The sequence below is a fragment of the Kribbella sp. NPDC043289 genome (genome assembly GCF_056436705.1).
In genome coordinates this window covers 166384-190065 of the sequence record NZ_JBWKCB010000002.1, presented here as the reverse complement: position 1 = coordinate 190065, position 23682 = coordinate 166384, and the positions used below count along the sequence as shown (strand labels likewise).

The window sequence follows — 23682 nt, the reverse complement described above, 5'->3', positions numbered from 1 at the left end:
GATCCCGCCCGGGTGTGCGGGGAGGCGACGTACGCGGAACCGTGCTCAGCGACCGGTTCCGCAGCGCTCGGGACGCCGCCTGGTCAGCGGCGACGACACAGCGATGAGCGCACCCGGCAGTTGTCCACTGCCCTGCGCTTCGTCAGCCATGTCGTGTAAACCACGCATCGAGCCTACGGAACCCCGGCAGGCCAGCTCGCCGTGGTCCCATCAGATGAGACAACTGATCACATTGCGGACTTTATCGGGTGCGCACCACGTTGGTCTTCGCGACCTTGTCGTGCAGCGCCTGCTTCTTGTCGTCCCAGAGCGGCCAGAGGTAGTCGAGCAGCACCAGGAAGCTGAACAGCGTCCCGACCAGCGGGACCGCGCTGAGCAGGCTGAGCCCGATCTCGAACCCGTACCGCTTGGCGACGGCCGAGCCCGGAGGATTACCAGGCACATCGCGCAGTCGGACCCCGATGCCGAGCGCCATCTTGCCCGGCGTCGCGCCCTTCTTGGTCAGGAACAGGTACTCGTAGATGAAGCCGACCGCCGCGCTCAGGAGCGTCGCCGGGATGATCCACTTGTAGACCTCGGGCGGCAGCGACGTGTTCGTCTGCGGGGTGCCGGCGGCGGCCGCGTCGAACACGTCGGTCAGGAAGCCCTGGAGGATCTTGCCCTCCTGCCAGTAGAAGTAGCCGGTGAGCGGCAGGCCGACGATCCAGATGATGATCGAGTCGATGAGGTGCGCCCACACGCGGCGCCACCAGCCGGACAGCGGCTGCCCGTCCGGAGTCGCGTAGACCTTCTGGCCCGGGTAGCCGTAACCACCTTGCTGCTGCGGATGACCGCCGTACTGCTGGCCGTATTGGGGCTGCCCGTACTGCGGCTGGCCGTACTGCTGTTGCCCGTACGGCTGCGGGGCGGGTGACTGTGGCTGGCCGGGCGCCGGTGGTTGGTAGCCGGGTGCGTACTGCCCGTACCGCGGCTGCGGGACCGGTTGATCTTGCTGCGAAGGCCCTGGGCCGCCGGCGCCGTACACCTGGCCGTGCTGCGCCGCCTGACCGAACTGGCCCTGGTATGGCGCTGGGCCCTGCTGCGCGCGGCGCTGATCGGTCCAGGTGCTGCCGTCCCAGTACCGCTGCTGCTTGGGGTCCTGGGGATCGTCGTACCAACCGGCTGGAGAGGTCACGCGGAGAGTCTTGCCTACGCCCCGGCTCTTTCGCCATTCTGCTGCTCGATGGCGACGGCCAGCGCGGCGATCACGTCCGGCTTCCGGGGCGCACCGCTGGCGCGCTTCACGACCGCTCCGGCGCTGTCGAGCACCAACGTGGTCGGCGTACGGAGGATGTCGAGGCGCCGGACGAGCTCGAGGTGCGACTCGGCGTCCAGCTCGACGTGGCGCACGCCGTCGACCATGCCCTCGACCTCGGCCAGAGTCCGCCGGGTGGCCCGGCAGGGCGCGCAGAACGCCGACGAGAACTGCAGCAGCGTCGCTCGCTCGCCCAGCTCCCCGCCCAGCTCAGCCGCCGTCACCCGCTCCACGTCGTCCTCGCTCTTCCCGCGAAACCGCCCGTCGACCCATGCCTTGAGCCCACTGAGCACCACGCCGGCGGCAACTGCCCCGACCAGCACCCACAGTCCGAGACTCACAGCTACCAACGGTACGACGCCCCGTTCAGGATTCAACCGTCGGTTTCACGTGCTGAGAAGCTCCAGTGGGTCAGCGGCGAGACGGTGCCGGGATCGCCCGGTCGGCCAGGGCAGGCAGTCGTCACCGTCGCCCGGGTACCGCGGGACCACGTGAACGTGGAGGTGGTCGACGCTGCGACCGGAGTCCGGCCCGCTGGCGTTCAGTACGCAGACACCGGTCGCGCCGAGGCGCTCGACCATCCGCTGGGCGATGCGCTGCGCCAGGTCCATCACCCGCGCCAGGTCGCCAGGCGGCGCGTCCAGAACGCCCGACTTGGTATGGCGCCGCGGGACCACCAGCGTGTGGCCCGGGGAGATCTCCTCGCCGGGCAGCGGGAGGAACGCGACGGCCGCGTCCTCCTTCGCGATCCAGCGAGCGGCATCGGCTGAGATGAGGCCGCAGAAGACGCAGGCATCCATCCCACGATTCTCCTCCGGTCTAATGGGTCCTGTGGAGAGCGGACTGACCGTACGTTCGGGTGTGGTGATCCCCGAGGCCGAACTGGCGTGGCGGTTCTCGCGGTCGAGCGGACCGGGCGGGCAGTCGGTGAACACCACGGACAGCCGCGTTGAGCTCAGCTTCGACGTCGCGGGTACGTCGGCGTTGAGCGACGTACTGAAGACTCGGGCGCTGGAAAGACTGCAGTCGCGGATGGTCGATGGGGTGGTGACGATCGCGGCGTCGGAGTACAAGTCGCAGTGGCGGAACCGGGAGGCAGCGCGGGAGCGGCTGGCGACTCTGCTGCGTGAGGCGATCGCACCGCCACCACGGAAGCGCCGCCCAACGAAGCCGAGCAAAGGCTCGGTCCGGCGCCGACTGGACGACAAGAAGCGCCGCGGCGAGACGAAGCGCCTCCGCGGTCGCCCGTCCGATTAGGGCTGAGTGGTCAGCCGCCGGCGAAGGGCGGGAGGGCGTCCACGAGAGCGCCCTGGGTCAGCGGTGTGTTCGGCTCGGCGCGCTGGCCGTCGAGCAGGAACGTGCAGATCGACAGCACTCGCGCCAGTTCCGGCCGGTCGCTGGAGACGGTCGTCACCAGGTCGCGGATCGAGGCCGCCTCAGCGGTCGCGGACGACTCTCCGGCGGCCGAACGCGCGGCAGCGAAGTACCTGATGGTCACTTCCGGCATCTGGTCGGCGCCTCACTAATCGGTTAAGTCTTCCGCTATTATGTCAGCTTGCTGTTACGACCAAGTGTGTCCCAGGCCCCCGGCAATGACGCCGTCGGGGCCTGACGTGCACGAGGACCGGATCGCCGCCTGTGGATCCGATGATCAGCACGAGGAGATGGCGTGAGCACGCTGCTTCTGCTGACGAACGCATTGCAGGCTTCCACCGAGGTCCTGCCGTCGCTCGCCCTACTCCCGCACCAGATCCGGATCCTGCCCGCCGAGGTCGCCGCGCTGGTCGACGCACCGGACGCCGACGCTGTCCTGCTGGACGCCCGTCGTGACCTGGTCGCCGTTCGCAGCGCCTCCCGGCTGATCCGCACCACCGGCATCGACGTACCGCTGCTGCTGGTCGTCACCGAGGGCGGTCTGACTGCCGTCAACGCCGACTGGGGCGCGGACGACGTACTGCTCGACACCGCCGGACCGGCCGAGATCGAGGCCCGGCTGCGACTGGTGATCGGCCGGCTCGCCGCGACCCGCAACGACGAGCCCGAGTCGACGCTGATCCGCAGTGGTGACGTGATCATCGACGAGGCGTCGTACACGGCGAAGCTCAACGGCCGGGCGCTGGACCTGACGTACAAGGAGTTCGAGCTCTTCAAGTTCCTCGCGCAGCACCCGGGGCGGGTCTTCACCCGGGAGCAGCTGCTGCAGGAGGTGTGGGGCTACGACTACTTCGGCGGCACCCGGACGGTCGACGTGCACGTACGGCGCCTGCGCGCGAAGCTCGGCCCCGAGCACGAGTCGCTGATCGGGACCGTCCGCAACGTCGGCTACCGCTTCGTCGTCCCGCCGCAGCCGACGACGCGTGAGCCGGCGGAATCCAAGTCCTAAGTCTTTAGAAGAAGAACTTCAGCAGGGTGAACGCGAGCGCCACAGCCGTGGTCAGCGCGGCCTTCCAGGAGCCGAGGCCTTGCTTGAACCCGGCGACGAACGTCCCGATCGTGATCGGCACGAGCATCACCAGCAGCGTCACGCCGGCGGCGTGCACGCCGACATGCGACTGCCAGGTCAGCACCCATCCGACGAGGTAGGCGAACGTCAGCCCGAGCCAGCTGGTGATCTGGACCGATCCGTCACTACTGCGGTGACCCCGGTGCGACGCCCGGGCGGGCCGTCGATGCGAGGTCGGAGCAACGTGCGACATCGCTCACCTTCCGTAAGTAGCTGAGTACGCAAGGTACCAGCCCCCTCGGTGGGAACGAAAATGCCGGTACGCCGCCCGCGAGGACGACGTACCGGCTGATCGGTCGTGCTCAGGAACCGATCGAGATCCGGTCCGTTGCGACCGGGGTGTAAGGGTCGTGCGCGGTCAGGTACTTCGCGAAGGCGTCGATGTCGAGCCCACCGAAGTACTTGGCGGTCGCCGTGGTGAAGGCCGGGAACCCGTCACCACCGTCGGACAGGAAGTTGTTCGTGACGATGCGGTACGACGTGCCGTCCACCAGCGGCTGGCCGCCGATCTTGATCGAGCCGGCCACGATCTTCGAGCCCGCCGCGGCCGCCGGGTTCCAGGTGTAGGTGATGCCCGCGACCTGAAGCACCTTGTACTTCGCCGCCTCGGGACCGTTGACGCCGGAGAACTGCTGCTCCAGCAGGGCCTTGATCTGCGTGCCGGTCATGTCCATCGAGACCAGGAAGTTGTTGAACGGCTGCACGGTGAACGCCTGCCCGAAACTGACCTCGCCGTTGGTCGACGCCAGGTCCGCGCGGATGCCGCCCGGGTTCATGAACGCCGCCACCGGGGTCTTGCCGCCCGTCACCACCGACGGATCCGCGAGCTGCGCGTCCGCGATCAGGTTGCCCAGCGGCGACTCGAGCGAGTCGTCGTTCGTCCGGACCACCGACGGTGTCGTGATGTGGCCGATCACCTTGTTCGCGATCGGGGCGACCAGCTCCTTGTACTTCGCGATCAGCTCCGCCGTCTTGCGGTCCTGCACGACGTCCTGGGTGACGATCTGGTTGTTCGCCAGCGTGTTCACCCGGTCGACGTCACCGGTCGCGTTGTCGACACTCAGCCGGACGTCGGTCACGAGCCGGCCGAACGACGACGCGCTGGTCACCAGCCGCGGCTTGCCGGCCTTGTCGGGCAGCGAGCAGTTGTACGCCTGGTGGGTGTGGCCGGAGATGATCGCGTCGATCTCCGGGTCCAGCCCGGCGTTGATGTCGACGATCGGGCCGGAGATCCCCGGGCAGCTGTTGTACGCCTTCGGGTCGGCCGGGAAGCCACCCTCGTGCAGCAGCACGACGATCGACTTCACACCCTTCTTCTTCAGCTCCGGGACCAGCGCGTTGGCGGTCTCGATCTCGTCCTTGAACGTCAGCCCCTCGACGCCGGACTTGGTGACGATGTTCGGCGTGTTCTCCAGCGTCATGCCGATGAAGCCGACCTTCTGACCGTCCGCGAAAGTCTTGATCGTGTACGGCGCGAACAGCGTCTTCTGGGTGTTGGTGAAGAACACGTTCGCCGAGAGGTACTTGAACTTCGCGCCCGTGAACGGGTGTTTCGGGTCGGGGCAGGAGTTCTGGTTGTTCTGCCCGTCGCCGTCCGGCAGGCAGCCGCCGGTCTGCATCCGGAGCAACTCGTGCCAGCCTTCGTCGAACTCGTGGTTGCCCACCGACGCAGCCTCGAGTCCCATCCCGTTCAGCGCTTCGATCGTCGGCTCGTCGTGGAACGCGGCCGACAGCAGCGGCGAAGCACCGATCAGGTCACCGGCGGCGACCGTCACCGAGTCCTGCCCCTTCGCCTTCGCGGCCGCCCGGAGGTCCTTCAGATGCGTCGCCAGGTACGCCGCGCCGCCGGCCGGGATGCCGTTGACGTTGCCGCTCGAACCGGTCGCCGGGTCCAGATTGCCGTGGAAGTCGTTGATCGCGAGCAGTTGGATCTGGGTGTGGGTCGGCTTCGGCTTCTTCGCCTGCACAGCGGTGATCTGGGTCGCGCCACCGGCCTGCGTCGCAGTACCCGACTGCGTCGCTGCGCCGGCCTGGCTCACGGATCCCCCCGCGGCGAAGGCGAGCGCCACGGCCGTCCCGGCGGCGAGCAGACCGACAGCGCGCCGTCCCCCCAGCCGTGTTTTGTCTCGTCCTGTCAGGGCCATGTGTTGTCTTCTCCGTCGTCGTCTCGGTCACCGCGGATCGCGCGGCCCGCGAAATCCTCCGCGGTGACGGGAAAGCTACCCAAGGCGACGTCTCCCCGCCAGGACCTGAGCATGAACTGAACCGGACCTTTTACGGTATTCAGGTGACCCTCGAAGCCGTTCCCTCACCGTTGCCCTCGGCCACCGCCGCCGCCGTCACGGAACTCACCCGCGCCGCCGCGCACAGCGACGGCGTCCATCCCCTCTCCGAACGCACCCTGCTGCACCTCGACGGCGAACACCCCGGCGACGTCCACGTCCTCGCCTACGAAGGCGATCCGGGCACCATCGAGGTCACCGGCCTGCAGAGCGCCCGCAACCTCGTCGGGTACGGCGCCCTCTCCCCCGACGGCTCCGCCGAACTCGTCGTCGCCCCCGCCTCCCGCCGCCAGGGCTACGGTACGGCGCTCCTCCGCATGCTCCTCGACCACGGCGGCGCCCGAACTCGCGTCTGGGCCCACGGACGTCTGCCCGGCTCCGACGAACTCGCGCAGCGCCTCGGCCTCGAGGTATCACGGGAGCTCTACTTCCTCCGGCGTACCAGGGCTGATCTCCCGGAACCGGTGTGGCCCGCCGGGATCGCCGTACGCACGTTTGTCCCCGGCCAGGACGACGCCGCCTGGCTGGCGGTCAACGCGGCCGCGTTCGCCGACCACCCCGAGCAGGGCAGCTGGACCGCCGCCGACCTGACCGAACGCCTACAGCAGCCCTGGTTCGACCCGAACGGCTTCTTCCTCGCCGTCGACTCCAGCGGCGCCGTAGCCGGCTTCCACTGGACCAAGGTCGAAGACGGCGAAGGCGAGGTCTACGTAGTAGGCGTCTCCCCCGCCCACCAGGGCCTAGGCCTGGGCAAGGCCCTAACCCTCCAAGGCCTCCACCACCTACAAACCGACCGCAACCTCGACGCGATCACCCTCTACGTAGACGGCACCAACACTCCAGCCCGCGCCCTCTACACCTCCCTAGGCTTCAAAACCGCAGCCCTGGACGTCCAATACGCCCCCGCCTAACTGCTGGGGAGGATCCCGTCCCGAATCGGGCAGGCAATCCTCCCCACCTCCCTGTGAACGCCATCACAACAAACCACCCACCCCACCCGCGTCATAAACCCTCCCCCCACCCGTCCCACCACCAACCAGGAGCCGTCCGAGCCTCTAACCCCCCAGCCGGGCGGCTCCTGGCCCCAACCCTGGTTGTCCACAACTGCACCTTTTGACATCGAGCCACGCGCCCGCTGCCCGTTACGATCGTGTCGACTACGGAGGGCTGACACTCGTGACACACCGCAACAGGCCAACCCAAGCACTCCTGGCCTGCCTAGCCACCACCACACTCCTCACCGCCTGCGGCCAATCAAGCCCAGAAGCCGGCCAACCAAACACAGCCCCACCCCCGGCGTCGAAATCCGTCAGCCCATCGGCGACGAGCTCGACACCGACCGCCGCGTCGCCCGCTCCGACCGAGGTGCCCCAACGACCGAAGGCGGCTTCCGGCCTCAGCCTTTCTGCCGGTGAGGCTTTCTTGAAGTACTACGTCAGTCTGCTGAACTACGCATCGACGACGGGCGACACCAGCCAGATGTTGTCCGCGACTTCCACGGCCTGCCACCAGTGCGAGCTATATGCCGACTACGTCGCGAAGGTCAATGCCGCCAACGGTGGCTTGAGCGGGGACTACTTCGAATACGTGAACGACGTTCCGGACCTGTTCCGTGCCGACGGCGGACGCCTTGGAGGGTACGCGGCCGTGACTATTGGTGCGTACACGGCGAAAGACACGCCGTCCGCGAAGCCGATGACCAGCAAGAAGCGCAACTACAAGCGTGAATTCACCTTGGCTCCGCAGCAGGGATCCTGGGTGATGGCGGCGATGAGACTGGTTCCGCAATGAGGCCGCGACCGGTCTCGGTCGGTCTGGCATTGACTCTGCTGATCGGCTTCTTGGTCATTGACACGGTGTCGGCACGTGCGCATACCGATGCCTTCAAGACACCGGATCCGCCGATCGTGACCAACCAGTTGACGCGCGAGGGCTTCCAGGGAAGCGCCGAGGGTATCGTCCGCCGGCATCGCGGCGACGCCGACGATCCGCCCGACGGAACGACGAGCGCGTCGGACCACCACTCGGGAGGCGATCGTCCGCGCCGAGAGAACCCGCCGCAGTCGGTCGAGGACGACCTCGAACTGAATATCGGGGTCTGCGGCCGCATGCAGCCGGACGGCACCGTTCCCGGGCCGAACCGCTGCCAGCCGGTGACTCCGGACGAGGACAAGGTCTCACGCCGGCGCGACCCTCGCGTGGTTATTCCGCGACCGCAGGACGTCACATGGGACCAGATCATCGCCGAGACGAAGACTGTGATCTTCCCAGGCCTCCCGGTGAGGATTCAGCCGAACGGGCGCACGCTGGTGAACCTGGACACCATCGTCTACACCGAGAGCAAGGTTGCGTCAGCAACGATCGCGCTGCTCGGATTCCCGGTCCTCGTCCAAGCGACTCCGATCAGCTACACCTGGCACTTCGGCGACGGCACTTCGCTCACCACGAGCACGCCGGGCAAGCCGTATCCATCCAAGGAGATCACCCACAAGTACCTGAAGCGCGGCGCCGTCAAGGTCTCGTTGACGACCACCTACGCCGCACGCTTCAACGTCGCCAACACAGGCTGGCAGTACGCAGACGGCACCGTGCCCGTGACAGGCCCGGCCACCCCTCTCCAGATCCGCGAAGCCGTCCCTGTCCTCGTCGATCCCGGCCGCTGACCATCGCGTCGACTACAGGAGGGCCAGACGCTCATGACACACCGTAAGCCGCTCGCGGTACTGGCCTACCTAGCCGCCGCCACGCTCGTAGCCGGCTGAGGCCAGGGGAGCCTACAAACCGGCCAGCCGGACACAGCCCCACGCCTGCGTCCAGCCACCTTGTTCCAAGGGGAAGAGCGCACGTCTCGGTGGCTATGCGTCAATGGCTATGCGGCGGTGACCATCGGCGGCTACGCCTCGCGGGAGTCACCTTCCGTCAAAGCGGGTGCCGAGCGCCACGCGGTCGTTCAAGCGTCAGTTCAGCCTCTCGTCGCGCGTCAGCGCGTGGGAGACATTCAAGATGAGATTGCTGGAGGAATGACGATCACGACTGCAGCGCTGGTCAGCACGTCGCTGTTGGCCGTCACGGGCTGGACGAATACGCAGTACCAGAGCCGATACCGGCTAGCGCACCCGCCGCGTGGGCGACGCTCCGCTGGTCAACGAGCCTTCGAGGTACATCCGCGAATTCGCCCTTTTCAACCAGCGCGGGATTTGGATCACGTACGAGGTGAAACAGACCAGGCGATGAGGGCGGCATCGGCCAGCCGGCTGTAGGTCGACGGCGCGGTGGTGCGGAAGGCCGGGTCCGTGCGGTTGCCCGGGGTGGGTGATTAGTTCGGGTGCGGTCAGTCTCGGGTTCGGTTTGGGGGGTGCGTGGGTCTGCCTCGGGTTGGGGTGGGCGAGGGGCGTCGTGGGTGGCTGGTTGGGGTTGGGCGGTGGGTTACGGCGTTGGCGGCGGGGGCGTTGGCGGTTAGGAAGCGGAGGCTGTCGAGGGTCTCGCGGCGGGCGTCCGGTCTGGATGGCTGCGGGGGCGATTGGGCAGGTGGCCGGTGCGGTCCGACAGTTTGCTGGTCGGCGGTTGCGGGGGCCGTGGGCTGGTAGCGACGGCGGAGTTCGTCGACCTTGGTGTCCAGGGCTGAGCGGATCTCGCGGGCGACGAGCAGGCCGGTCTCGGTGCTGGTCTGGTGCAACGTTGGCCAGTGCGCGTGGAGCATCGGCTTGATGAGGGCGGCTCGGACCGCCCGCTGATCCGCTTCACGGTTCTGGACCACATCGGCCAGGCGGTTCTGTACGACGGCGTGCGCGAACTGGTCGAAGTGCATGACGCCTGGCCCGCGGCAGGCGTCATTGATCAGAGCATTCTTCGAGTAGGCGGACCCGGTCACCTGCGCCATGAGATCCCGAGTGGCGGCGAATGCCCCGGGGTGCTGCGGGGTGTCGAGCTTGAGATCGCCGTACCCTGCCAGTTTTGCGAAGGCCTCGAAGTCGGCGAACGTGCGGGCTTCGGCGAACCCTTCGATCACGCCACGGGAGTGTTCGGTCAGCACAGCATTCGGCTCGTCCGGCGCCTTGATCTGCATCGCCCCATGAGTCGCCTCGTGGAGGACGGTTGCGAGAGCCTGCGCCTGCTGGCGCCGGTCGGTCGCGGACGCCGCTCCGGTCAGGTACGGCAGCACCCGGTCGGCGGAGAGTCTGAGCGCACCGGTTCGTGGGCTGAGACCGCCCATGGTGTCGGCCCACGTCCTGTACAGCTCGCCGGTCCAGCGGTCGGCTGCGGCCGGACGAAGTGAGCGCGCGATCCGGTACAGGCGCGCGACCTCGCGATAGACGGACGAGTCCGGCGAGACCCGTTCGTCGAGGTCCATCGTCAGTCCCTGGGCCAGTCGCCGCGCAGCATCGTCTCCATGTGGTCAAGCGCTCTCGTCATCGCCCGGATGTCGGCCTCCTCGTCGTGGGAGGCTCGATCGGCGATCGCCCAGATCTTGTGCCGGGCGTCGGCCAGCGCGTCCGCCCGTTCTTCGTCGGTGCCCTCGGCCAGAAACGCCGCCGCGTGGATCGCGCCGGCTTCGTGGTAGAGCGGGCTCCACTCGCGTGGTGGGGGTGGCGGCTCGGCGAGATCTTCGATCAGCTGCACAGCCCAGTCGCGCTCCTCGCCTTCGGGCTCGTTCGCGATCAGCTCGCGGAGCTCCTGTTGAGCTGCAGCCAGGTCGAAGTCGGGATTGATCTCCTGTTGGTGCCTCGCCTCGGAGAATGCGCCGTTGAAGCGCGCGATGTCGAATGGCACGGAGACTCCCTCGGGTGGTCGTGTACTGATCGTCACGATAGTCGGGGAGGGCGGGGCTGGGCGGGGGTTATCCACAGGGTTAGTGGAGGGTGGATTTCAGGTGGTTGGTTAGGTGGGTGTGGGCTTGTTGGGTGGCGCCGGGGACGGTTCTTAGGCTGGCGTAGCCGTGGGTTAGGGAGGGGTGGGGGATGTACGTGAGGGCGTTGCCGGCTGACGTGAGGGCTTCGGCGTAGTCGCGGGCTTCGTCTCGGAGGGGGTCGAAGCCGGCGCTGGTGAGGTAGGTGGGTGGGAGGCCGGTGAGGTCCGTGGCGCGGATCGGGGAGACGATCGGGTCGGGGCGGAGGGTGGGGTCGGGGGTGTAGTGGTCGCGGTACCAGATGATGTCGGCCTCGGTGAGGATGAAGCCTTCGGAGAACAGGTCTCGGCTGGGGCGGCGGGCGACCAGGTCCAGCGCGGGGTAGAGGAGGACCTGGATTGCGGGCGCCGGGAGGCCGCGCCAGACGCACTGCTGGGTGACCACGGCGGCGAGGTTGCCGCCGGCACTGTCGCCGCCGACGGCTACCAGTGACGGGTCGGCGCCCAGGTCCTCGGCGTGCTGGACGGCCCAGGTGAAGGCCGCGATGGCGTCCTCGGCCGCGGTGGGCGCGGGCGCCTCGGGGGCGAGGCGGTAGTCGACGGACAGGACCCGGATACCGGCGTCGGCGGCGATCGCGCGGCAGAGCGCGTCGTGGGTGTCGAGGTCGCCGACGACCCAGCCGCCGCCGTGGAAGAACACGAGCAGACCGCGGCCCTCGTCGCGCGGGACGTACAGCCGGGCGCCGAGCTGGCCGTCGGCCCCGCGGACCGTCAGTTCGGTCACGCGCTGTAGCTCCACGGGCTTGCCGGGTATCAGCTTGCACAAGTTCCGGAAATGCGTCCGGGCGGCCGTGGCGTCGGTCTTGGTTGTGTGCGGCAACAAGTTCTCGACCCGCAGGAGCAGTTGCAGGTCGGGATCGAGCAGGTTGCCGTCGATCTGGACCGGTGCGCCGGCCAGTCGCCGGCGGACGACGGCGGGCAGCGCGTACAGCGGGGTGAGCGCGTTCGCTTGTACGGCGGTCGCCGTGTCACGGAGTACCGAGTCCAGTCGTGGGTTCACAAGGAGTGACGCTAGCAACCGCGGGCCCGCGATGGGCTCCGAAGGCAACGGTAACGTCACATCGGGGAACGCGCGGACGGCTACCCCTTGTTCACCAAACAATGCAATCCTGGTCGATGTGGCTGGAGACCTGCTGGCATCGCACAACCGGGAGTACGACGTCGAACCGCCGTACGACATCAGTGCGGCCGGCGACCTCCCGGCGGACCGGTTCTCGGACCGGGAGCTGAGCTGGCTGGCGTTCAACCAGCGGGTCCTGGAGCTCGCCGAGAACGACAGGATCCCGCTGCTCGAGAGGGCCAAGTTCCTGGCCATCTTCGCGAGCAACCTGGACGAGTTCTACATGGTCCGGATCGCCGGTCTGAAGCGCCGGATCGCGGCCGGGGTCGCGGTGAAGGCGGCCAGCGGCCTGCTCCCCCGCGAGGTCCTGGACCGCAGCCTGGCGAAGAGCCGCGAGCTGATGGACCGGCACGCGGAGACCTGGCGGAAGTCGGTGCAGCCGGCGCTGACCCAGCAGGGCATCGACATCCTGCGCTGGGACGAGCTGGAGCACTCCGAGCGCGAGGACATGACCCGCTTCTTCCGGGAGCGCGTGTTCCCGGTGCTGACCCCGCTGGCGGTCGACCCGTCGCACCCGTTCCCGTACATCTCCGGCCTGAGCCTGAACCTGGCAGTCGTCGTCCGTAACCCGGACAGCGGCGGTGAGCACTTCGCCCGGGTGAAGGTGCCGCCGCTGCTGCCGCGGTTCGTGAACGTCGCCGACGGCCGGTTCGTGCCGCTCGAGGACGTCATCGCCACGCATCTGGGGCAGCTCTTCCCGGGGATGGAGGTCATCCAGCACCACACGTTCCGGGTGACCCGCAACGAGGACCTCGAGGTCGAGGAGGACGACGCCGAGAACCTGCTGGCCGCGCTCGAGAAGGAGCTGCTGCGCCGCCGGTTCGGTCCGCCGGTGCGGTTGGAGGTCGAGGAGTCGATCGACCCGCAGGTGAAGGCGCTGCTGCTGTCCGAGCTGGGCGTCACCGAGGCGGAGGTGTTCGAGCTCCCCGGCCCGCTGGACCTGCGTGGCCTGTTCACCATCGCCGGCCTGGACCGGGCCGAGCTGAAGTACCCGGCGTTCGTTCCGTCGACGCATCCGCACCTGGCCGAGGTGGAGACCTCCAACCCGGCCGACATGTTCCACGCGCTCAAGCAGCGCGACGTACTGGTCCACCACCCGTACGACTCGTTCTCCACCAGCGTGCAGCGCTTCATCGAGCAGGCCGCCGCCGATCCGCACGTGCTGGCGATCAAGCAGACGCTGTACCGCACCAGCGGTGACTCCCCGATCGTGGACGCGCTCATCGACGCCGCCGAGGCCGGCAAGCAGGTGCTGGTCCTGGTCGAGATCCAGGCCCGCTTCGACGAGCAGGCGAACATCAAGTGGGCCCGTCAGCTCGAGCATGCCGGATGCCACGTCGTGTACGGCGTGATCGGGCTGAAGACGCACTGCAAGCTGTCCATGGTCGTGCGTGACGAGCCGGACGGACTGCGTCGGTACGCGCACATCGGCACCGGCAACTACCACCCGAAGACCGCGCGGCTCTACGAGGACCTCGGTCTGCTCACCAGCGACCGGGTGGTCACCGAGGACGTCGCGCTGCTCTTCAACCACCTGTCCGGGTTCGGCCGCAGCGCCGGCTACCGGCGGATCCTGGTCGCTCCGCAGTCGGTACGGCGTGGGCTCGTCGAGCGGATCGACCGCGAGGTGCAGCACCACCTGGCCGGCCGTCCGGCGCGGATCCGGATCAAGGTGAACAGCCTGGTCGACGAGGCCCTGTGCGACGCGCTCTACCGGGCGTCGCAGGCCGGCGTACCGATCGAGCTCTGGATCCGCGGCATCTGCACGCTGCGTCCCGGCGTACCGGGGCTGTCGGAGAACATCCAGGTCCGCAGCATCCTGGGCCGGTTCCTCGAGCACAGCCGGGTGTTCCTGTTCGAGAACGGTGGGGAACCGGAGGTGTGGATCGGGTCGGCCGACCTGATGCACCGGAACCTGGACCGCCGGGTCGAGGTGCTGGTACAGCTGAAGGAGCGTGACCACATCACCGAGTTGAGCGAGCTGTTCGACCTGGCGCTGGACGAGACCACCGGCTCCTGGTGGCTGCAGGCCGACGACAACTGGCAGCCCCGGCTGAGCGCACCCGACGGTGAGCCGCTCCGTGACCTGCAGGAGCGGTTGATCGCCACGCGTGGGCGGCGCCGGGCGATCGACCCCATCAGCTAACACGGAGCGTATTTCTGAGGGTGAACGGATGAGCAACACGGCGACCGTGATCGCCGCGGGTGGTGTCGTCTGGCGGGCAGGCCGCGACACCCGGCAGGTGCTGCTGGTGCACCGTCCCCGGTACGACGACTGGTCCCTGCCGAAGGGGAAGCTGACAACGCACGAGCACGTGCTGCTCGGTGCGCAGCGGGAGATCGAGGAGGAGACCGGACTGCGGGTCGTGTTCGGTCCACCGCTCGGCGTGCAGCGGTACCAGGTCCGCAAGAACGGCGGGACCGCTGAGAAGCTCGTGCACTACTGGTCCGCCGTACCGGCCGACGATGCTGACTTCGAGCCGAACGACGAAGTCGACGAGATCAGCTGGCTCCCGGTGGACAAGGCGCGCAACAAGCTGAGCTATCCGCGCGACGTGGACATCCTGGACGCGCTGGAGCACGTGGTCCCGGTCGTGGCCACGATCGTCGTCGTCCGGCACGCGGAGGCGGTCAAGCGCAAGGACTGGGACGGTAAGGACACGCTGCGGCCCCTGACCAGCAACGGCACGGAGGTGGCCGAGCGACTGACCGGCGTACTGGCGTCCCTCGGCGTCGACCGTGTGATCAGCAGTGACGCGGAGCGCTGCGTGTCGACGGTCGCGCCGTACGCCGCCTCGATCAACCGGCACATCACGCTGTGGCCGGAGATCTCGGAACGCGGGTACGAGGCCGATCCGGGCGGACTGCGTGGTCTGTCCGAGCGAGCGTGGAAACCGGGCAAGGTGACGGTCGTGTGCTCGCACCGGCCGGTGCTGGCGGCGCTGTCGCGAGAGCTCGGTGCGAAGGTGGGCAAGTTCTCCACGGGCTCGTTCCTGGTCGTGCACCGGTTGGCGGACGGCCGCTTGGTGCACGACAGGTTCCGTGCGCCGTAGCAGCGCGACACGGCTCGATGACGATCGAGGCACGGCCGACGGGCCGGTCGGGTGACACTGGAGCTGACGGGTATGTTCCTACCCGAGGAACCGGTTGCCCCACCGGGTGCCGGTCTGAGGAGAGGTTCGAGGCGCACCATGACGATGATGCGGGAACTGACACTGATCGGGATCCGGATGGAATCACCCAACCGGGCCCCGGTGATGATGCTGCGCGAGACCGAGGGCTACCGCTACCTGCCGATCTCGATCGGCTCGGTCGAGGCCACCGCGATCGCGTACGAGGAGCAGGGCCTGCGTCCCTCGCGACCACTCACCCACGACCTGATGCGGGACCTGATCGAGGCGTTCGACGTCCACATCGAGGCCGTCGAGATCGTCGAACTGCGGGACGCCGTCTTCTTCGCCGAGCTCGTCCTGGCCAACGGCGCCCGGGTGTCGGCGCGGCCGAGTGACTCCGTCGCGCTGGCCGTCCGTCTGGGGACGCCGATCCGCTGCACCGAAGAGGTACTCCGGGAAGCCGGCGTCGCCACTCCCGAGGAAGAGCAGGCCGAGCTGGAGCGCTTCCGCCAGTTCCTGGACGGCGTCGCCCCCGAGGACTTCTCCAGCTGACAGCCGGTCGTTCACAGCGGCGATGAGCTGAGCGTTACCAAAGCGTGAGCGGGAAGCCGTTTACATCGACGGAGAGTCACCGCTCTTAACTCAGTTCACCTAATGGCCGCCTGTCGGCACGCCAGGCGTCGCACACGCTACCGAAACCGTTCACCGCTCGTTCACCAGTGACGGGCCGGTCGGTCACCTCGTCTCCCTACCGTCTGTGGAAGTTCAGAAGTCTGATTCCCGCAGAAGGGCAACACTCTCGTGTCCGTCAATCGCCTGCTCCGCGTCGGCTCCGTCGCCGTAGCATCCCTCGGCGTTCTCGCTCTGAGCGCCTGTGGCAGTGACCCGCAGCCGTCCGGCTCCTCGAGCCCTGGCAGCTCGGACTCCTCGACCGCCGCCGACTGCCCGCAGGGCACCCTGAACGCTGAAGGCTCCTCGGCGCAGAAGAACGCCATCGACGAGGTCATCAGCAAGTACAACGAGAAGTGCGCCGACGTCACGGTGAACTACAACCCGACCGGTTCCGGCGCGGGTATCAAGCAGTTCAACGCGAACCAGGTCGACTTCGCCGGCTCCGACTCGGCGCTGAAGCCCGACGAGATGACCGCGGCCACCAAGCGCTGCGCGAACAACCCGGCCGTCGACCTGCCGATGGTCATCGGCCCGATCGCGATCGCCTACAACGTCGACGGTCTCGACAAGCTGATCCTCGACGGCCCGACCGCCGCGAAGATCTTCTCCGGCGCGATCAAGACCTGGAACGACCCGGCGATCGCCAAGCTGAACCCGGGCGTCACGCTGCCGTCGGCCCCGATCTCGGTCTTCTTCCGCTCGGACGAGTCCGGCACCACCGAGAACTTCACCAAGTACCTGAAGGCCGCGGGCGGTGGCGCGTGGACCAAGGACCCGGCGAAGAAGTGGACCGGCACGGGCGCCGGTAAGGAGAAGTCCGCCGGTGTCGCCGAGGGCGTGAAGAGCACCAAGAACTCGATCACCTACGTGGAGTGGTCGTACGCCGTCGACAACAAGCTCGGCGTCGCGCAGATCGACAACGGCTCCGGCACCCCGGTCGACCTGTCCGCGGAGTCCGCGGGCAAGGCGCTGGCCGCCGCGAAGCCGGCCGGCACCGGGTCCGACCTGGCCCTGAAGCTGGACTACGCGACCAAGGCCCCGGGTGCGTACCCGATCATCCTGGTCACCTACGAGATCGCCTGCACCAAGGGTCTCCCGGCCGAGAAGACCGCGCTGGTGAAGAGCTTCCTGAGCTACTTCGTCAGCAAGGACGGCCAGGCGTCGCTGACCGATCTGAACTACGCGCCGCTCCCGGCCGCGATCCAGACCAAGGTCGAGGCCGCGATCAAGGCGATCAGCTGATCGCGGAGCAGTACTGATGCGAGCCCCGGCCGGTCCGAGTTCATCGGAGACACGGTCGGGGCTTCGCCTCGTCAGACCCAGACGTGACATTCACGACTCAGGCGCTTGGAGAGAGAGCACCATCGATGAGTAGTCCAGACGGCACGGCACCGCCCGACCGGCCGGACGGCACGGCCGCCGGCGAGGCAGCCGGGGCGAACGCCGAAGCCCGGATCGAGGATCTGGTCCACGAAGACGCCGGCCCGGCGCCGCAGTTCGGTGGTCTGGCCACCGAACATGCAGAACACGCTGACTCCTCCGGGACGCAGCAGTCCACCGAGGTGATGACCGAATCCGGCCCCGAGGCCGCGGCGAGCACCACCGCCACGACGCCGCCGGCCGCCGAGAACGGTGAGAAGCTCGACCTGGGCGCGGTCGGTCACCTCGGTGACCGGTTGTTCGGCGGGCTCGCCCGCGGGTCCGGCGCCCTGGTGGTCCTGATCGTCGCGTTCGTCGGCATCTTCCTGCTGGCGCTGGCGATCCCGGCGCTGGCCGACGACAAGAGCAGCTTCCTGTTCTCCCGGATCTGGGAGCCGGGCGGCGACCAGCCCCGGTTCGGTATCGCGGCGCTCTTCTACACGACCCTGATCAGCTCGATCATCGCGATGCTGATCGCGGTCCCGATCGCGATCGGGGTCGCGCTGTTCGTCACCTACTACGCCCCGAAGCGGCTGGCCGCGCCGGTCGCGCACGCGGTCGACCTGCTGGCCGCCGTACCGTCGATCGTCTACGGCCTGTGGGGCATCCTGTTCTTCGCCCCGATCCTGCGTCCGGTGATCGACGGCCTGTCCACCGCGCTCGGCTGGATCCCGCTGTTCGAGAAGCCGCCGGGCGACAACGTCGGTGTGGTCTTCACCGCGTCGGTGGTGCTGGCGATCATGATCCTGCCGGTGGTCACGGCGATCAGCCGGGAGATCTTCGCGCAGACGCCGATCTCGCACCGCGAGGGCGCGCTGGCGCTCGGCGCGACCCGCTGGGAGATGATCCGGCTGTCGGTGCTGCCGTACGGGCGTTCCGGTGTCGTCAGCGCCTCGATGCTCGGCCTCGGCCGCGCGCTCGGTGAGACGGTCGCCGTCCTGATCATCTTGTCGGTGCCGAACGGCAACGACCCGTGGAACTCGTCGATCTTCGCCGGTGGCGAGACGTTCGCGTCGAAGATCGCCAACAACGCCGCCGAGTTCGACTCGCCGGAGAAGACCGGCGCGTACATCGCGGCCGGTCTGGTGCTGTTCGTGGTCACGTTCCTGGTCAACTCCGCGGCCCGGATCATCGTCGACCGCAGCGGCCCGGGCGGCAAGAAGCGCCCCCGCAGGAACCGCCGTTCCGGCGCAGCCGAAGGAGCTTCCGCATGAGTGCGATCGCTGAGAACAAACCGGCGTACGACGGGAAGGTCCTGGATCTCACCGGCAAGTCCGGCGCCCGGGCCTTCAAGAACACGCTGGCCACGGTGCTGATCGTGCTGGCGTTCGTGGTCGCGATGATCCCGCTGCTGTGGATCCTGATCACCGTGGTCTCCAAGGGGTACCACCTGCTGCTGAGCGCCGACTGGTGGAGCCAGTCGCAGCGCGGCATCACCGTCCGCCGGGCCGGCGGCGGTGCGTACCACGCGATCATGGGCACGCTGATCATGGCCCTGATCACCGCGGTGATCGCGGTCCCGATCGCGATCCTCGGCGCGATCTACCTGGTCGAGTACGGCAAGGGCACCCGGATCGCCAAGGTCGTCAGCTTCATGATCGACATCCTCACCGGTGTCCCGTCGATCGTGGCCGCGCTGTTCGTCTACGCGGTCTGGATCACGGTGTTCGGGTTCAACCGGGTCGGTTTCGCGGTGTCGCTGTCGCTGGTGCTGCTGATGCTCCCGGTCGTGCTGCGTTCCACCGAGGAGATGCTGAAACTCGTCCCGGACGAGTTACGCGAGGCGTCGTACGCGCTCGGGGTGCCGAAGTGGAAGACGATCCTGAAGGTCGTCGTCCCGACGGCGTTCGGCGGCATCATCACCGGCGTGATGCTCGGTCTGGCCCGCGTCATGGGTGAGACCGCGCCGCTGCTGATCCTGGTCGGCTACTCGAAGAACATCAACCTGAACCCGTTCAACGGCTTCATGGGCGCGCTGCCGACGATGATCAACCAGGACCGCACCGAACTGGCCCTGCCGCACGCCGCGGACCGGGTCTGGGCGGCGGCGCTCACGCTGATCCTGCTCGTCCTTGCCCTCAACCTGCTGGCCCGGCTCATCGCCCGGTTCAGCGCCATCAAGTCGAAATAGTCACGAGAGGTTCTGAGTCGATATGGCGAAGCGCATCGAGGTCAGCGGCCTCAACGTCTACTACGGCGATTTCAAGGCCGTCGAGGACGTGTCGATGACGGTCGAGCCCCGCTCGGTCACGGCGTTCATCGGCCCGTCCGGCTGCGGCAAGTCCACCTTCCTGCGCACCCTGAACCGGATGCACGAGGTGATCCCCGGCGCCCGCGTCGAGGGCAAGGTGATGCTGGACCAGCAGGACCTGTACGGCACCGGGGTCGACCCGGTCGCGGTCCGGCGGGTCGTCGGCATGGTGTTCCAGCGGCCGAACCCGTTCCCGACGATGTCGATCTTCGACAACGTCGCGTCCGGCCTGAAGCTGAACGGTGTCCGGGACAAGAAGAAGCTCACCGAGGTCGTCGAGTCCTCGCTGAAGGGCGCGAACCTCTGGAACGAGGTCAAGGACCGCCTCGACAAGCCCGGCGCGGGCCTGTCCGGTGGTCAGCAGCAGCGGCTGTGCATCGCCCGGGCGATCGCGGTCGAGCCCGAGGTGATCCTGATGGACGAGCCCTGCTCGGCGCTGGACCCGATCTCCACGCTGGCGATCGAGGACCTGATCGAGAAGCTGAAGGACAAGTACACCGTCGTGATCGTCACGCACAACATGCAGCAGGCGGCCCGGGTCTCGGACCAGACCGCGTTCTTCAACCTGGCCGCGACCGGCAAGCCCGGCCGGCTGATCGAGATGGCCCCGACCAAGCAGATCTTCTCCAACCCGTCGGAGAAGGCCACCGAGGACTACATCACCGGCCGCTTCGGCTGATCCGCGGTACGCCGCTGTGCTGCCGGCCGCCGTGACGAAACCTGTCGCGGCGGCCGCTGCTGTTCCGGAACCCCTTTACACGCAGAGCGTCCGGGCAGAACTACACGCAGAGCGTTCGGGCAAAGTTGACCCGGGCAAGCACATCGGCGACATCGCGGGGCGAACCAACGCCGACGTGGGTGTTGTGGGTGCGGTTGCCGTTCTGCACGGTGACCTGGACGAAGCCGGTGGTCCGGCGCTCCTTGCAGAGCAGGAAGAGCAGCCCGAGCAGGCAGGCCAGCGCGAAGACGATCGCCAGGATGATCGCCCAGGCGGGGATCTTCTCCTCGGTCCGCGACATGTCCATCGCCGACCAGTTCGCGCCGTGGGTCGGCAGCACACCGGCCGGGGTGACGATCCGCTGCTGCTCGACCGAGATGTCGCCGACAGTGACAAGCACCGGACCGGCCGGCAAGGCCTGCAAGGGCATCTGCGGCTGCTGGAAGTGACCGCCGACCGGCGGCGGGAACGCACCGGGAGCCATCCCGTAGGGACCTGGTTGTGCCTGTGGGGCGGCCTCGAAGGTGGGCGGGGCGGAGTACTGCACCGGGAGGTGGCGGGTCGGATCGCCGCCGGGGGCCTGGCCGGGCGCAGGTTCACGAGGGGATTCAGTCACAGGCAGACCCTAAGCGTTCCGCGGCCCGGTGTGGGGGCGTGACCGCGAACCTGTGGAAAAGATAGCCTGCGAGGATTCCTCGACGTTCTCAGAAGGGAACCGCGGTGAGCACACCGACGCCACCTCCCGGCGACGACCAGAACGACCAGAACCGGCCGCAGGACACCCCAGAGACCCCGGGTGAACAGCCGAACCAGTACGGACAGTCCGACCCGTACGGTCAGCAGGGCCAGCCTGGCCAGTCCGAGCAGCCTGGTCAGTACGGCCAGCCGGGACAGTACGGTCAGCCCGGTCAGTACGGTCAGGAGCCCGGTCAGCAGCAGCCTGGTCAGTACGGGCAGCAGCCCGGCCAGTCGCAGTACCCGGGTCAGCCGGGGCAGTACGGCCAGCAGGGCGGTTATGAGCAGCAGCAGGGCGGCTATGGCCAGCAGCCCGGTCAGCCTGGTCAGCCCGGCCAGTACGAACAGCAGCAGGGCTACGGCCAGCAGGGTTACGGCCAGCAGGCTGGTTACGGTCAGCAGCAGGCAGGCAGCTACGGGCAGCAGCCCGGTCAGTACGGATCGTACGGCCAGGGGCAGGCCGGCTATGGCTACGGTGCGCAGCCGCAGAACAACACCCCGCAGACGCTGGCCATCATCGGCATCGTCTGCTGGTTCTGCTGCGGTATCGCGTCGGTCGTCCTCGGTCTGATTGCGCAGGGCAAGTTCCGCGAGCAGGGCCGTCCGGACACGCTGGCCAAGGTCGCCTGGATCGGCGGCGTCGTGTCGATCGCGCTGTCGGCCGTCGGCTCGATCGTCAACTACATGAACTGAACCGCGCGCTCCCGGCTGTCAGGCGGTCAGTGCAGGTTGCGAGCGACGCCGTACACGGCGAGCAGCACGAGCACGCCTTTCAGCACCCAGTCCGCGACCCGCGGGCTCATCGACAGCCGGGGCAGGCGCACCAGTCGCAGTGACTCGAGCACCCAGGCAAGCACCTGGTAGCCGAGGGCAACACCCACCAGCGGCCCGAGCACCAGGATCACCGGGTTGAAGTGCCACGCGGTGACCAGATCGCCGCGCAGCAGGGCCGCCGCCATCCGGGTCGAGCCACACAGCGGGCAGTTCAGCCCGGTGGTGGCGTGCAGGATGCACGGGATGCCGAGGCCGGACAGTTGATAGACGCCGGCCAGTGCGAACCCGCCGACACCGACCGCGGACAGGCCCCACACGCGGCGGTCCAGCGGCTGGACCGGTCCGGTGGGCCGAAGTACGACGCTCTGCGAGACGCTCACCCGACAACGGTAACTCTCATCACGTGGGATCCGTTCGCAGGTCTGAGCCGTCCGACCACTAGCCTGCAGTTCACTCCTCAACAGTTATTCGTAGAAGGGATCGTCGTGAGCTCTCCGACGCCACCGCCGGGTTACGGCCCGCAGGACCCACAGCAGCCGGGTCAGTACGGCCAGCCAGGCCAGTACGGTCAGCCCGGTCAGCAGCAGGGCCAGTACGGGCAGCAGCCCGGCTATGGCGGCCAGCAGCAGCCTGGGTACGGCCAACAGCCCGCTCAGCCGGGTCAGTACGGTCAGCAGCCTGGTCAGCAGCAGGGCTACGGCCAGCAGCCGGGTTATCCCCAGCAGGGGCAGTACGGGCAGCAGCCCGGTCAGCCGGGTCAGTACGGGCAGCCGTACGGCGGCCAGGCGGGCTACGGCCAGTACGGGCAGCCGGGCGGCTTCGGCGGCGGCGTCCCGGGCAACCTGGCCGCATGGCCGAACCGGGTCGGTGGCGCGCTCATCGACGGTCTGATCGTCGGTGTGCCCTACGGCATCGGCTCCGCCCTGTCGAACAGCAACAGCTCGGCTGTGGCGATCATCGCGATCGTCTTCTACCTGATCGGCATCGGCCTGGCGATCTGGAACTACATCATCCGTCAGGGCAGCACCGGTCAGACGGTCGGCAAGCAGGTCCTCGGCCTGAAGCTGATCGGCGCCGAGACCGGCCAGCCGCTGGGCGCCGGTAAGACGTTCCTGCGCCAGCTCACCCACATCCTCGACAGCGCGGCCTGCTACCTCGGCTACCTGTGGCCGCTGTGGGACGAGAAGCGTCAGACCTTCGCGGACAAGATCAACAACACGTACGTCGTCAAGCTCTGACACCGACCTGACGACTCCCGGACGCCGTGGCCTGAAGAGGCCGCGGCGTCCGCTCGTTGGGATAACAGAGAGGACCCCTCGTGACCACCCCTCCCTCAGGCCCGTACGGCGGCCAGTTCCCGCCTGGCCAGCCGGGTCAGTACCCGAACCAGGGCTACAACCCTTACGGACAAGGCGCTCCGGGACCGGCGGGCTACGGGTACGGCTACGCGCCGCCCGGCCGCCTCGCGGACTGGCCGATCCGGGTCGGCGCCTCGTTGCTCGACTCGCTGCTCACAGCCATCCCGGCCATCGCCGGCGTGCTCGTCGCGCTGGTCGTCAACGGTGACCAGGAGGAACTGGGCGCGGGCGGCGGGATCGCGATGATCGGCGGGTTCGTGGTGGCGTTCGTGGTCTGGGTGTGGAACCGCGTCGTCCAGCAGGGCCGCACCGGTCAGTCGTTCGGCAAGAAGGTGACCGGGCTGCGGGTCGTGGACGCCCACACCGGTCAGCTGATCGGCATCGGCAAGACCATCGGCCGTGAGGTGTGCGCGCAGATCTTCAACCAGCTCTGCATCCTGAACGTGCTCTGGCCGCTCTGGGACGACAAGCAGCAGACCTGGCACGACAAGGCCGTCGGGGACATCGTCATCCGCCCCTGACCGCCAGAGCAAATGAC

26 protein-coding genes are annotated in these 23682 nt (G+C 68.0%); 15 read left to right on the top strand and 11 right to left on the bottom strand.

The features are described 5' to 3' along the window. Positions 1–241 precede the first annotated feature (241 nt). The 3 genes from AC0662_RS12780 to AC0662_RS12770 are packed head-to-tail and all read right to left on the bottom strand — an operon-like array spanning position 242 to position 2094. Entirely contained in the window at positions 242–1174 is a 933-nt protein-coding gene (locus tag AC0662_RS12780) for an RDD family protein (protein WP_452204107.1), read from the bottom strand. A gap of 14 nt (positions 1175–1188) precedes the next feature. Next, on the bottom strand, positions 1189–1635 hold the full coding sequence (locus AC0662_RS12775; protein ID WP_478300464.1) for a TlpA family protein disulfide reductase: 447 nt from the start codon (positions 1633–1635) through the stop codon (positions 1189–1191). A gap of 45 nt (positions 1636–1680) precedes the next feature. Further along, positions 1681–2094, bottom strand: a complete 414-nt coding sequence (locus AC0662_RS12770) for an HIT family protein (protein ID WP_452204109.1) — start codon at positions 2092–2094, stop codon at positions 1681–1683. 22 nt (positions 2095–2116) lie between these two features. On the opposite strand from AC0662_RS12770, the gene arfB reads away from it, so the two are divergent. Then, entirely contained in the window at positions 2117–2551 is a 435-nt protein-coding gene (gene arfB / locus AC0662_RS12765) for an alternative ribosome rescue aminoacyl-tRNA hydrolase ArfB (RefSeq protein WP_452204110.1), read from the top strand. A 10-nt stretch (positions 2552–2561) separates the two neighbouring features. Here arfB and AC0662_RS12760 read toward each other — a convergent pair whose 3' ends face one another. Then, on the bottom strand, positions 2562–2801 hold the full coding sequence (locus AC0662_RS12760; protein WP_452204111.1) for a MoaD/ThiS family protein: 240 nt from the start codon (positions 2799–2801) through the stop codon (positions 2562–2564). A gap of 162 nt (positions 2802–2963) precedes the next feature. On the opposite strand from AC0662_RS12760, the gene AC0662_RS12755 reads away from it, so the two are divergent. Further along, positions 2964–3677 carry a winged helix-turn-helix domain-containing protein gene (locus AC0662_RS12755; RefSeq protein WP_387765765.1) on the top strand — a complete coding sequence of 238 codons (714 nt, stop codon included), beginning with the start codon at positions 2964–2966 and terminating at the stop codon, positions 3675–3677. A 4-nt stretch (positions 3678–3681) separates the two neighbouring features. Here AC0662_RS12755 and AC0662_RS12750 read toward each other — a convergent pair whose 3' ends face one another. Together AC0662_RS12750 and AC0662_RS12745 are read right to left on the bottom strand one after the other, a co-directional pair. Beyond that, positions 3682–3990: a hypothetical protein gene (locus AC0662_RS12750; protein ID WP_452204112.1), complete on the bottom strand. Its 309-nt coding sequence runs from the start codon at positions 3988–3990 to the stop codon at positions 3682–3684. 109 nt (positions 3991–4099) lie between these two features. Further along, entirely contained in the window at positions 4100–5941 is a 1842-nt protein-coding gene (locus tag AC0662_RS12745) for a bifunctional metallophosphatase/5'-nucleotidase (protein WP_478300460.1), read from the bottom strand. Between the two features lie 143 nt (positions 5942–6084). Here AC0662_RS12745 and mshD point away from each other — a divergent pair, with 143 nt between their 5' ends. The 3 genes from mshD (at position 6085) to AC0662_RS12730 (ending at position 8742) form a co-directional block, all read left to right on the top strand. Beyond that, entirely contained in the window at positions 6085–6990 is a 906-nt protein-coding gene (gene mshD / locus AC0662_RS12740) for a mycothiol synthase (protein ID WP_478300458.1), read from the top strand. A 265-nt stretch (positions 6991–7255) separates the two neighbouring features. After that, positions 7256–7870, top strand: coding sequence for a DUF6318 family protein (locus AC0662_RS12735; RefSeq protein ID WP_478300456.1), 615 nt, complete (start codon positions 7256–7258; stop codon positions 7868–7870). Further along, the gene (locus AC0662_RS12730; RefSeq protein WP_478300454.1) at positions 7867–8742 is read left to right on the top strand and encodes a PKD domain-containing protein; all 876 of its coding nucleotides are present in this window, start codon (positions 7867–7869) and stop codon (positions 8740–8742) included. The genes AC0662_RS12735 and AC0662_RS12730 overlap by 4 nt, the downstream gene beginning before the upstream one ends. 668 nt (positions 8743–9410) lie before the next feature. Here AC0662_RS12730 and AC0662_RS12725 read toward each other — a convergent pair. The 3 genes from AC0662_RS12725 to AC0662_RS12715 form a co-directional block, all read right to left on the bottom strand. Then, positions 9411–10430 (bottom strand): hypothetical protein, encoded by a 1020-nt coding sequence (locus tag AC0662_RS12725; RefSeq protein WP_478300452.1) that lies wholly within the window; start codon positions 10428–10430, stop codon positions 9411–9413. A gap of 2 nt (positions 10431–10432) precedes the next feature. Continuing rightward, on the bottom strand, positions 10433–10849 hold the full coding sequence (locus AC0662_RS12720; RefSeq protein WP_478300450.1) for a hypothetical protein: 417 nt from the start codon (positions 10847–10849) through the stop codon (positions 10433–10435). A gap of 79 nt (positions 10850–10928) precedes the next feature. Beyond that, positions 10929–11984, bottom strand: a complete 1056-nt coding sequence (locus tag AC0662_RS12715; protein ID WP_478300448.1) for an alpha/beta hydrolase — start codon at positions 11982–11984, stop codon at positions 10929–10931. Positions 11985–12090: 106 nt separating this feature from the next. Between AC0662_RS12715 and AC0662_RS12710 the strand changes: the two genes are divergently transcribed. From AC0662_RS12710 to pstB, 7 genes are all read left to right on the top strand, one after another. After that, a complete protein-coding gene (locus AC0662_RS12710) occupies positions 12091–14250 on the top strand; it encodes an RNA degradosome polyphosphate kinase (RefSeq protein WP_478301916.1) in 2160 nt (719 codons plus the stop codon). A gap of 28 nt (positions 14251–14278) precedes the next feature. Continuing rightward, positions 14279–15157 carry an NUDIX hydrolase gene (locus AC0662_RS12705; RefSeq protein ID WP_478300446.1) on the top strand — a complete coding sequence of 293 codons (879 nt, stop codon included), beginning with the start codon at positions 14279–14281 and terminating at the stop codon, positions 15155–15157. A 138-nt stretch (positions 15158–15295) separates the two neighbouring features. Beyond that, positions 15296–15769, top strand: a complete 474-nt coding sequence (locus AC0662_RS12700; protein WP_452204121.1) for a bifunctional nuclease family protein — start codon at positions 15296–15298, stop codon at positions 15767–15769. 249 nt (positions 15770–16018) lie between these two features. Beyond that, complete coding sequence (gene pstS, locus AC0662_RS12695; protein WP_478300444.1) at positions 16019–17131, top strand: phosphate ABC transporter substrate-binding protein PstS; 1113 nt, start codon at positions 16019–16021, stop codon at positions 17129–17131. Positions 17132–17454: 323 nt separating this feature from the next. Further along, a complete protein-coding gene (pstC, locus tag AC0662_RS12690; protein WP_452204163.1) occupies positions 17455–18522 on the top strand; it encodes a phosphate ABC transporter permease subunit PstC in 1068 nt (355 codons plus the stop codon). Next, entirely contained in the window at positions 18519–19439 is a 921-nt protein-coding gene (gene pstA, locus AC0662_RS12685) for a phosphate ABC transporter permease PstA (protein ID WP_452204123.1), read from the top strand. The genes pstC and pstA overlap by 4 nt, the downstream gene beginning before the upstream one ends. 22 nt (positions 19440–19461) lie before the next feature. Further along, complete coding sequence (pstB, locus tag AC0662_RS12680) at positions 19462–20238, top strand: phosphate ABC transporter ATP-binding protein PstB (protein WP_452204124.1); 777 nt, start codon at positions 19462–19464, stop codon at positions 20236–20238. A 100-nt stretch (positions 20239–20338) separates the two neighbouring features. Here the strand turns inward: pstB and AC0662_RS12675 are convergent, their stop codons facing one another. Further along, on the bottom strand, positions 20339–20893 hold the full coding sequence (locus AC0662_RS12675; RefSeq protein ID WP_452204125.1) for a hypothetical protein: 555 nt from the start codon (positions 20891–20893) through the stop codon (positions 20339–20341). Between the two features lie 104 nt (positions 20894–20997). Here AC0662_RS12675 and AC0662_RS12670 point away from each other — a divergent pair, with 104 nt between their 5' ends. Next, positions 20998–21705, top strand: coding sequence for a DUF4190 domain-containing protein (locus tag AC0662_RS12670; RefSeq protein ID WP_452204126.1), 708 nt, complete (start codon positions 20998–21000; stop codon positions 21703–21705). A 26-nt stretch (positions 21706–21731) separates the two neighbouring features. Here the strand turns inward: AC0662_RS12670 and AC0662_RS12665 are convergent, their stop codons facing one another. Next, positions 21732–22166 (bottom strand): DUF2752 domain-containing protein, encoded by a 435-nt coding sequence (locus AC0662_RS12665; RefSeq protein WP_478300440.1) that lies wholly within the window; start codon positions 22164–22166, stop codon positions 21732–21734. 105 nt (positions 22167–22271) lie between these two features. On the opposite strand from AC0662_RS12665, the gene AC0662_RS12660 reads away from it, so the two are divergent. Both AC0662_RS12660 and AC0662_RS12655 read left to right on the top strand, forming a co-directional pair. Continuing rightward, positions 22272–23024, top strand: coding sequence for an RDD family protein (locus AC0662_RS12660; protein WP_452204128.1), 753 nt, complete (start codon positions 22272–22274; stop codon positions 23022–23024). 80 nt (positions 23025–23104) lie between these two features. Then, positions 23105–23665, top strand: coding sequence for an RDD family protein (locus tag AC0662_RS12655; protein ID WP_478300437.1), 561 nt, complete (start codon positions 23105–23107; stop codon positions 23663–23665). The last annotated feature ends 17 nt before the right edge of the window (positions 23666–23682 follow it).

Bases quoted from the DNA above. Each gene is read 5' to 3' on its own strand.
- AC0662_RS12770 (WP_452204109.1), bottom strand. From the start codon at position 2,094: ATGGATGCCTGCGTCTTCTGCGGCCTCATCTCAGCCGATGCCGCTCGC.
- arfB (WP_452204110.1), top strand. From the start codon at position 2,117: ATGGGTCCTGTGGAGAGCGGACTGACCGTACGTTCGGGTGTGGTGATC.
- AC0662_RS12760 (WP_452204111.1), bottom strand. From the start codon at position 2,801: ATGCCGGAAGTGACCATCAGGTACTTCGCTGCCGCGCGTTCGGCCGCC.
- AC0662_RS12750 (WP_452204112.1), bottom strand. From the start codon at position 3,990: ATGTCGCACGTTGCTCCGACCTCGCATCGACGGCCCGCCCGGGCGTCG.
- AC0662_RS12745 (WP_478300460.1), bottom strand. From the start codon at position 5,941: ATGGCCCTGACAGGACGAGACAAAACACGGCTGGGGGGACGGCGCGCT.
- AC0662_RS12730 (WP_478300454.1), top strand. From the start codon at position 7,867: ATGAGGCCGCGACCGGTCTCGGTCGGTCTGGCATTGACTCTGCTGATC.
- AC0662_RS12725 (WP_478300452.1), bottom strand. From the start codon at position 10,430: ATGGACCTCGACGAACGGGTCTCGCCGGACTCGTCCGTCTATCGCGAG.
- AC0662_RS12705 (WP_478300446.1), top strand. From the start codon at position 14,279: ATGAGCAACACGGCGACCGTGATCGCCGCGGGTGGTGTCGTCTGGCGG.
- AC0662_RS12700 (WP_452204121.1), top strand. From the start codon at position 15,296: ATGACGATGATGCGGGAACTGACACTGATCGGGATCCGGATGGAATCA.
- pstC (WP_452204163.1), top strand. From the start codon at position 17,455: ATGACCGAATCCGGCCCCGAGGCCGCGGCGAGCACCACCGCCACGACG.
- pstA (WP_452204123.1), top strand. From the start codon at position 18,519: ATGAGTGCGATCGCTGAGAACAAACCGGCGTACGACGGGAAGGTCCTG.
- pstB (WP_452204124.1), top strand. From the start codon at position 19,462: ATGGCGAAGCGCATCGAGGTCAGCGGCCTCAACGTCTACTACGGCGAT.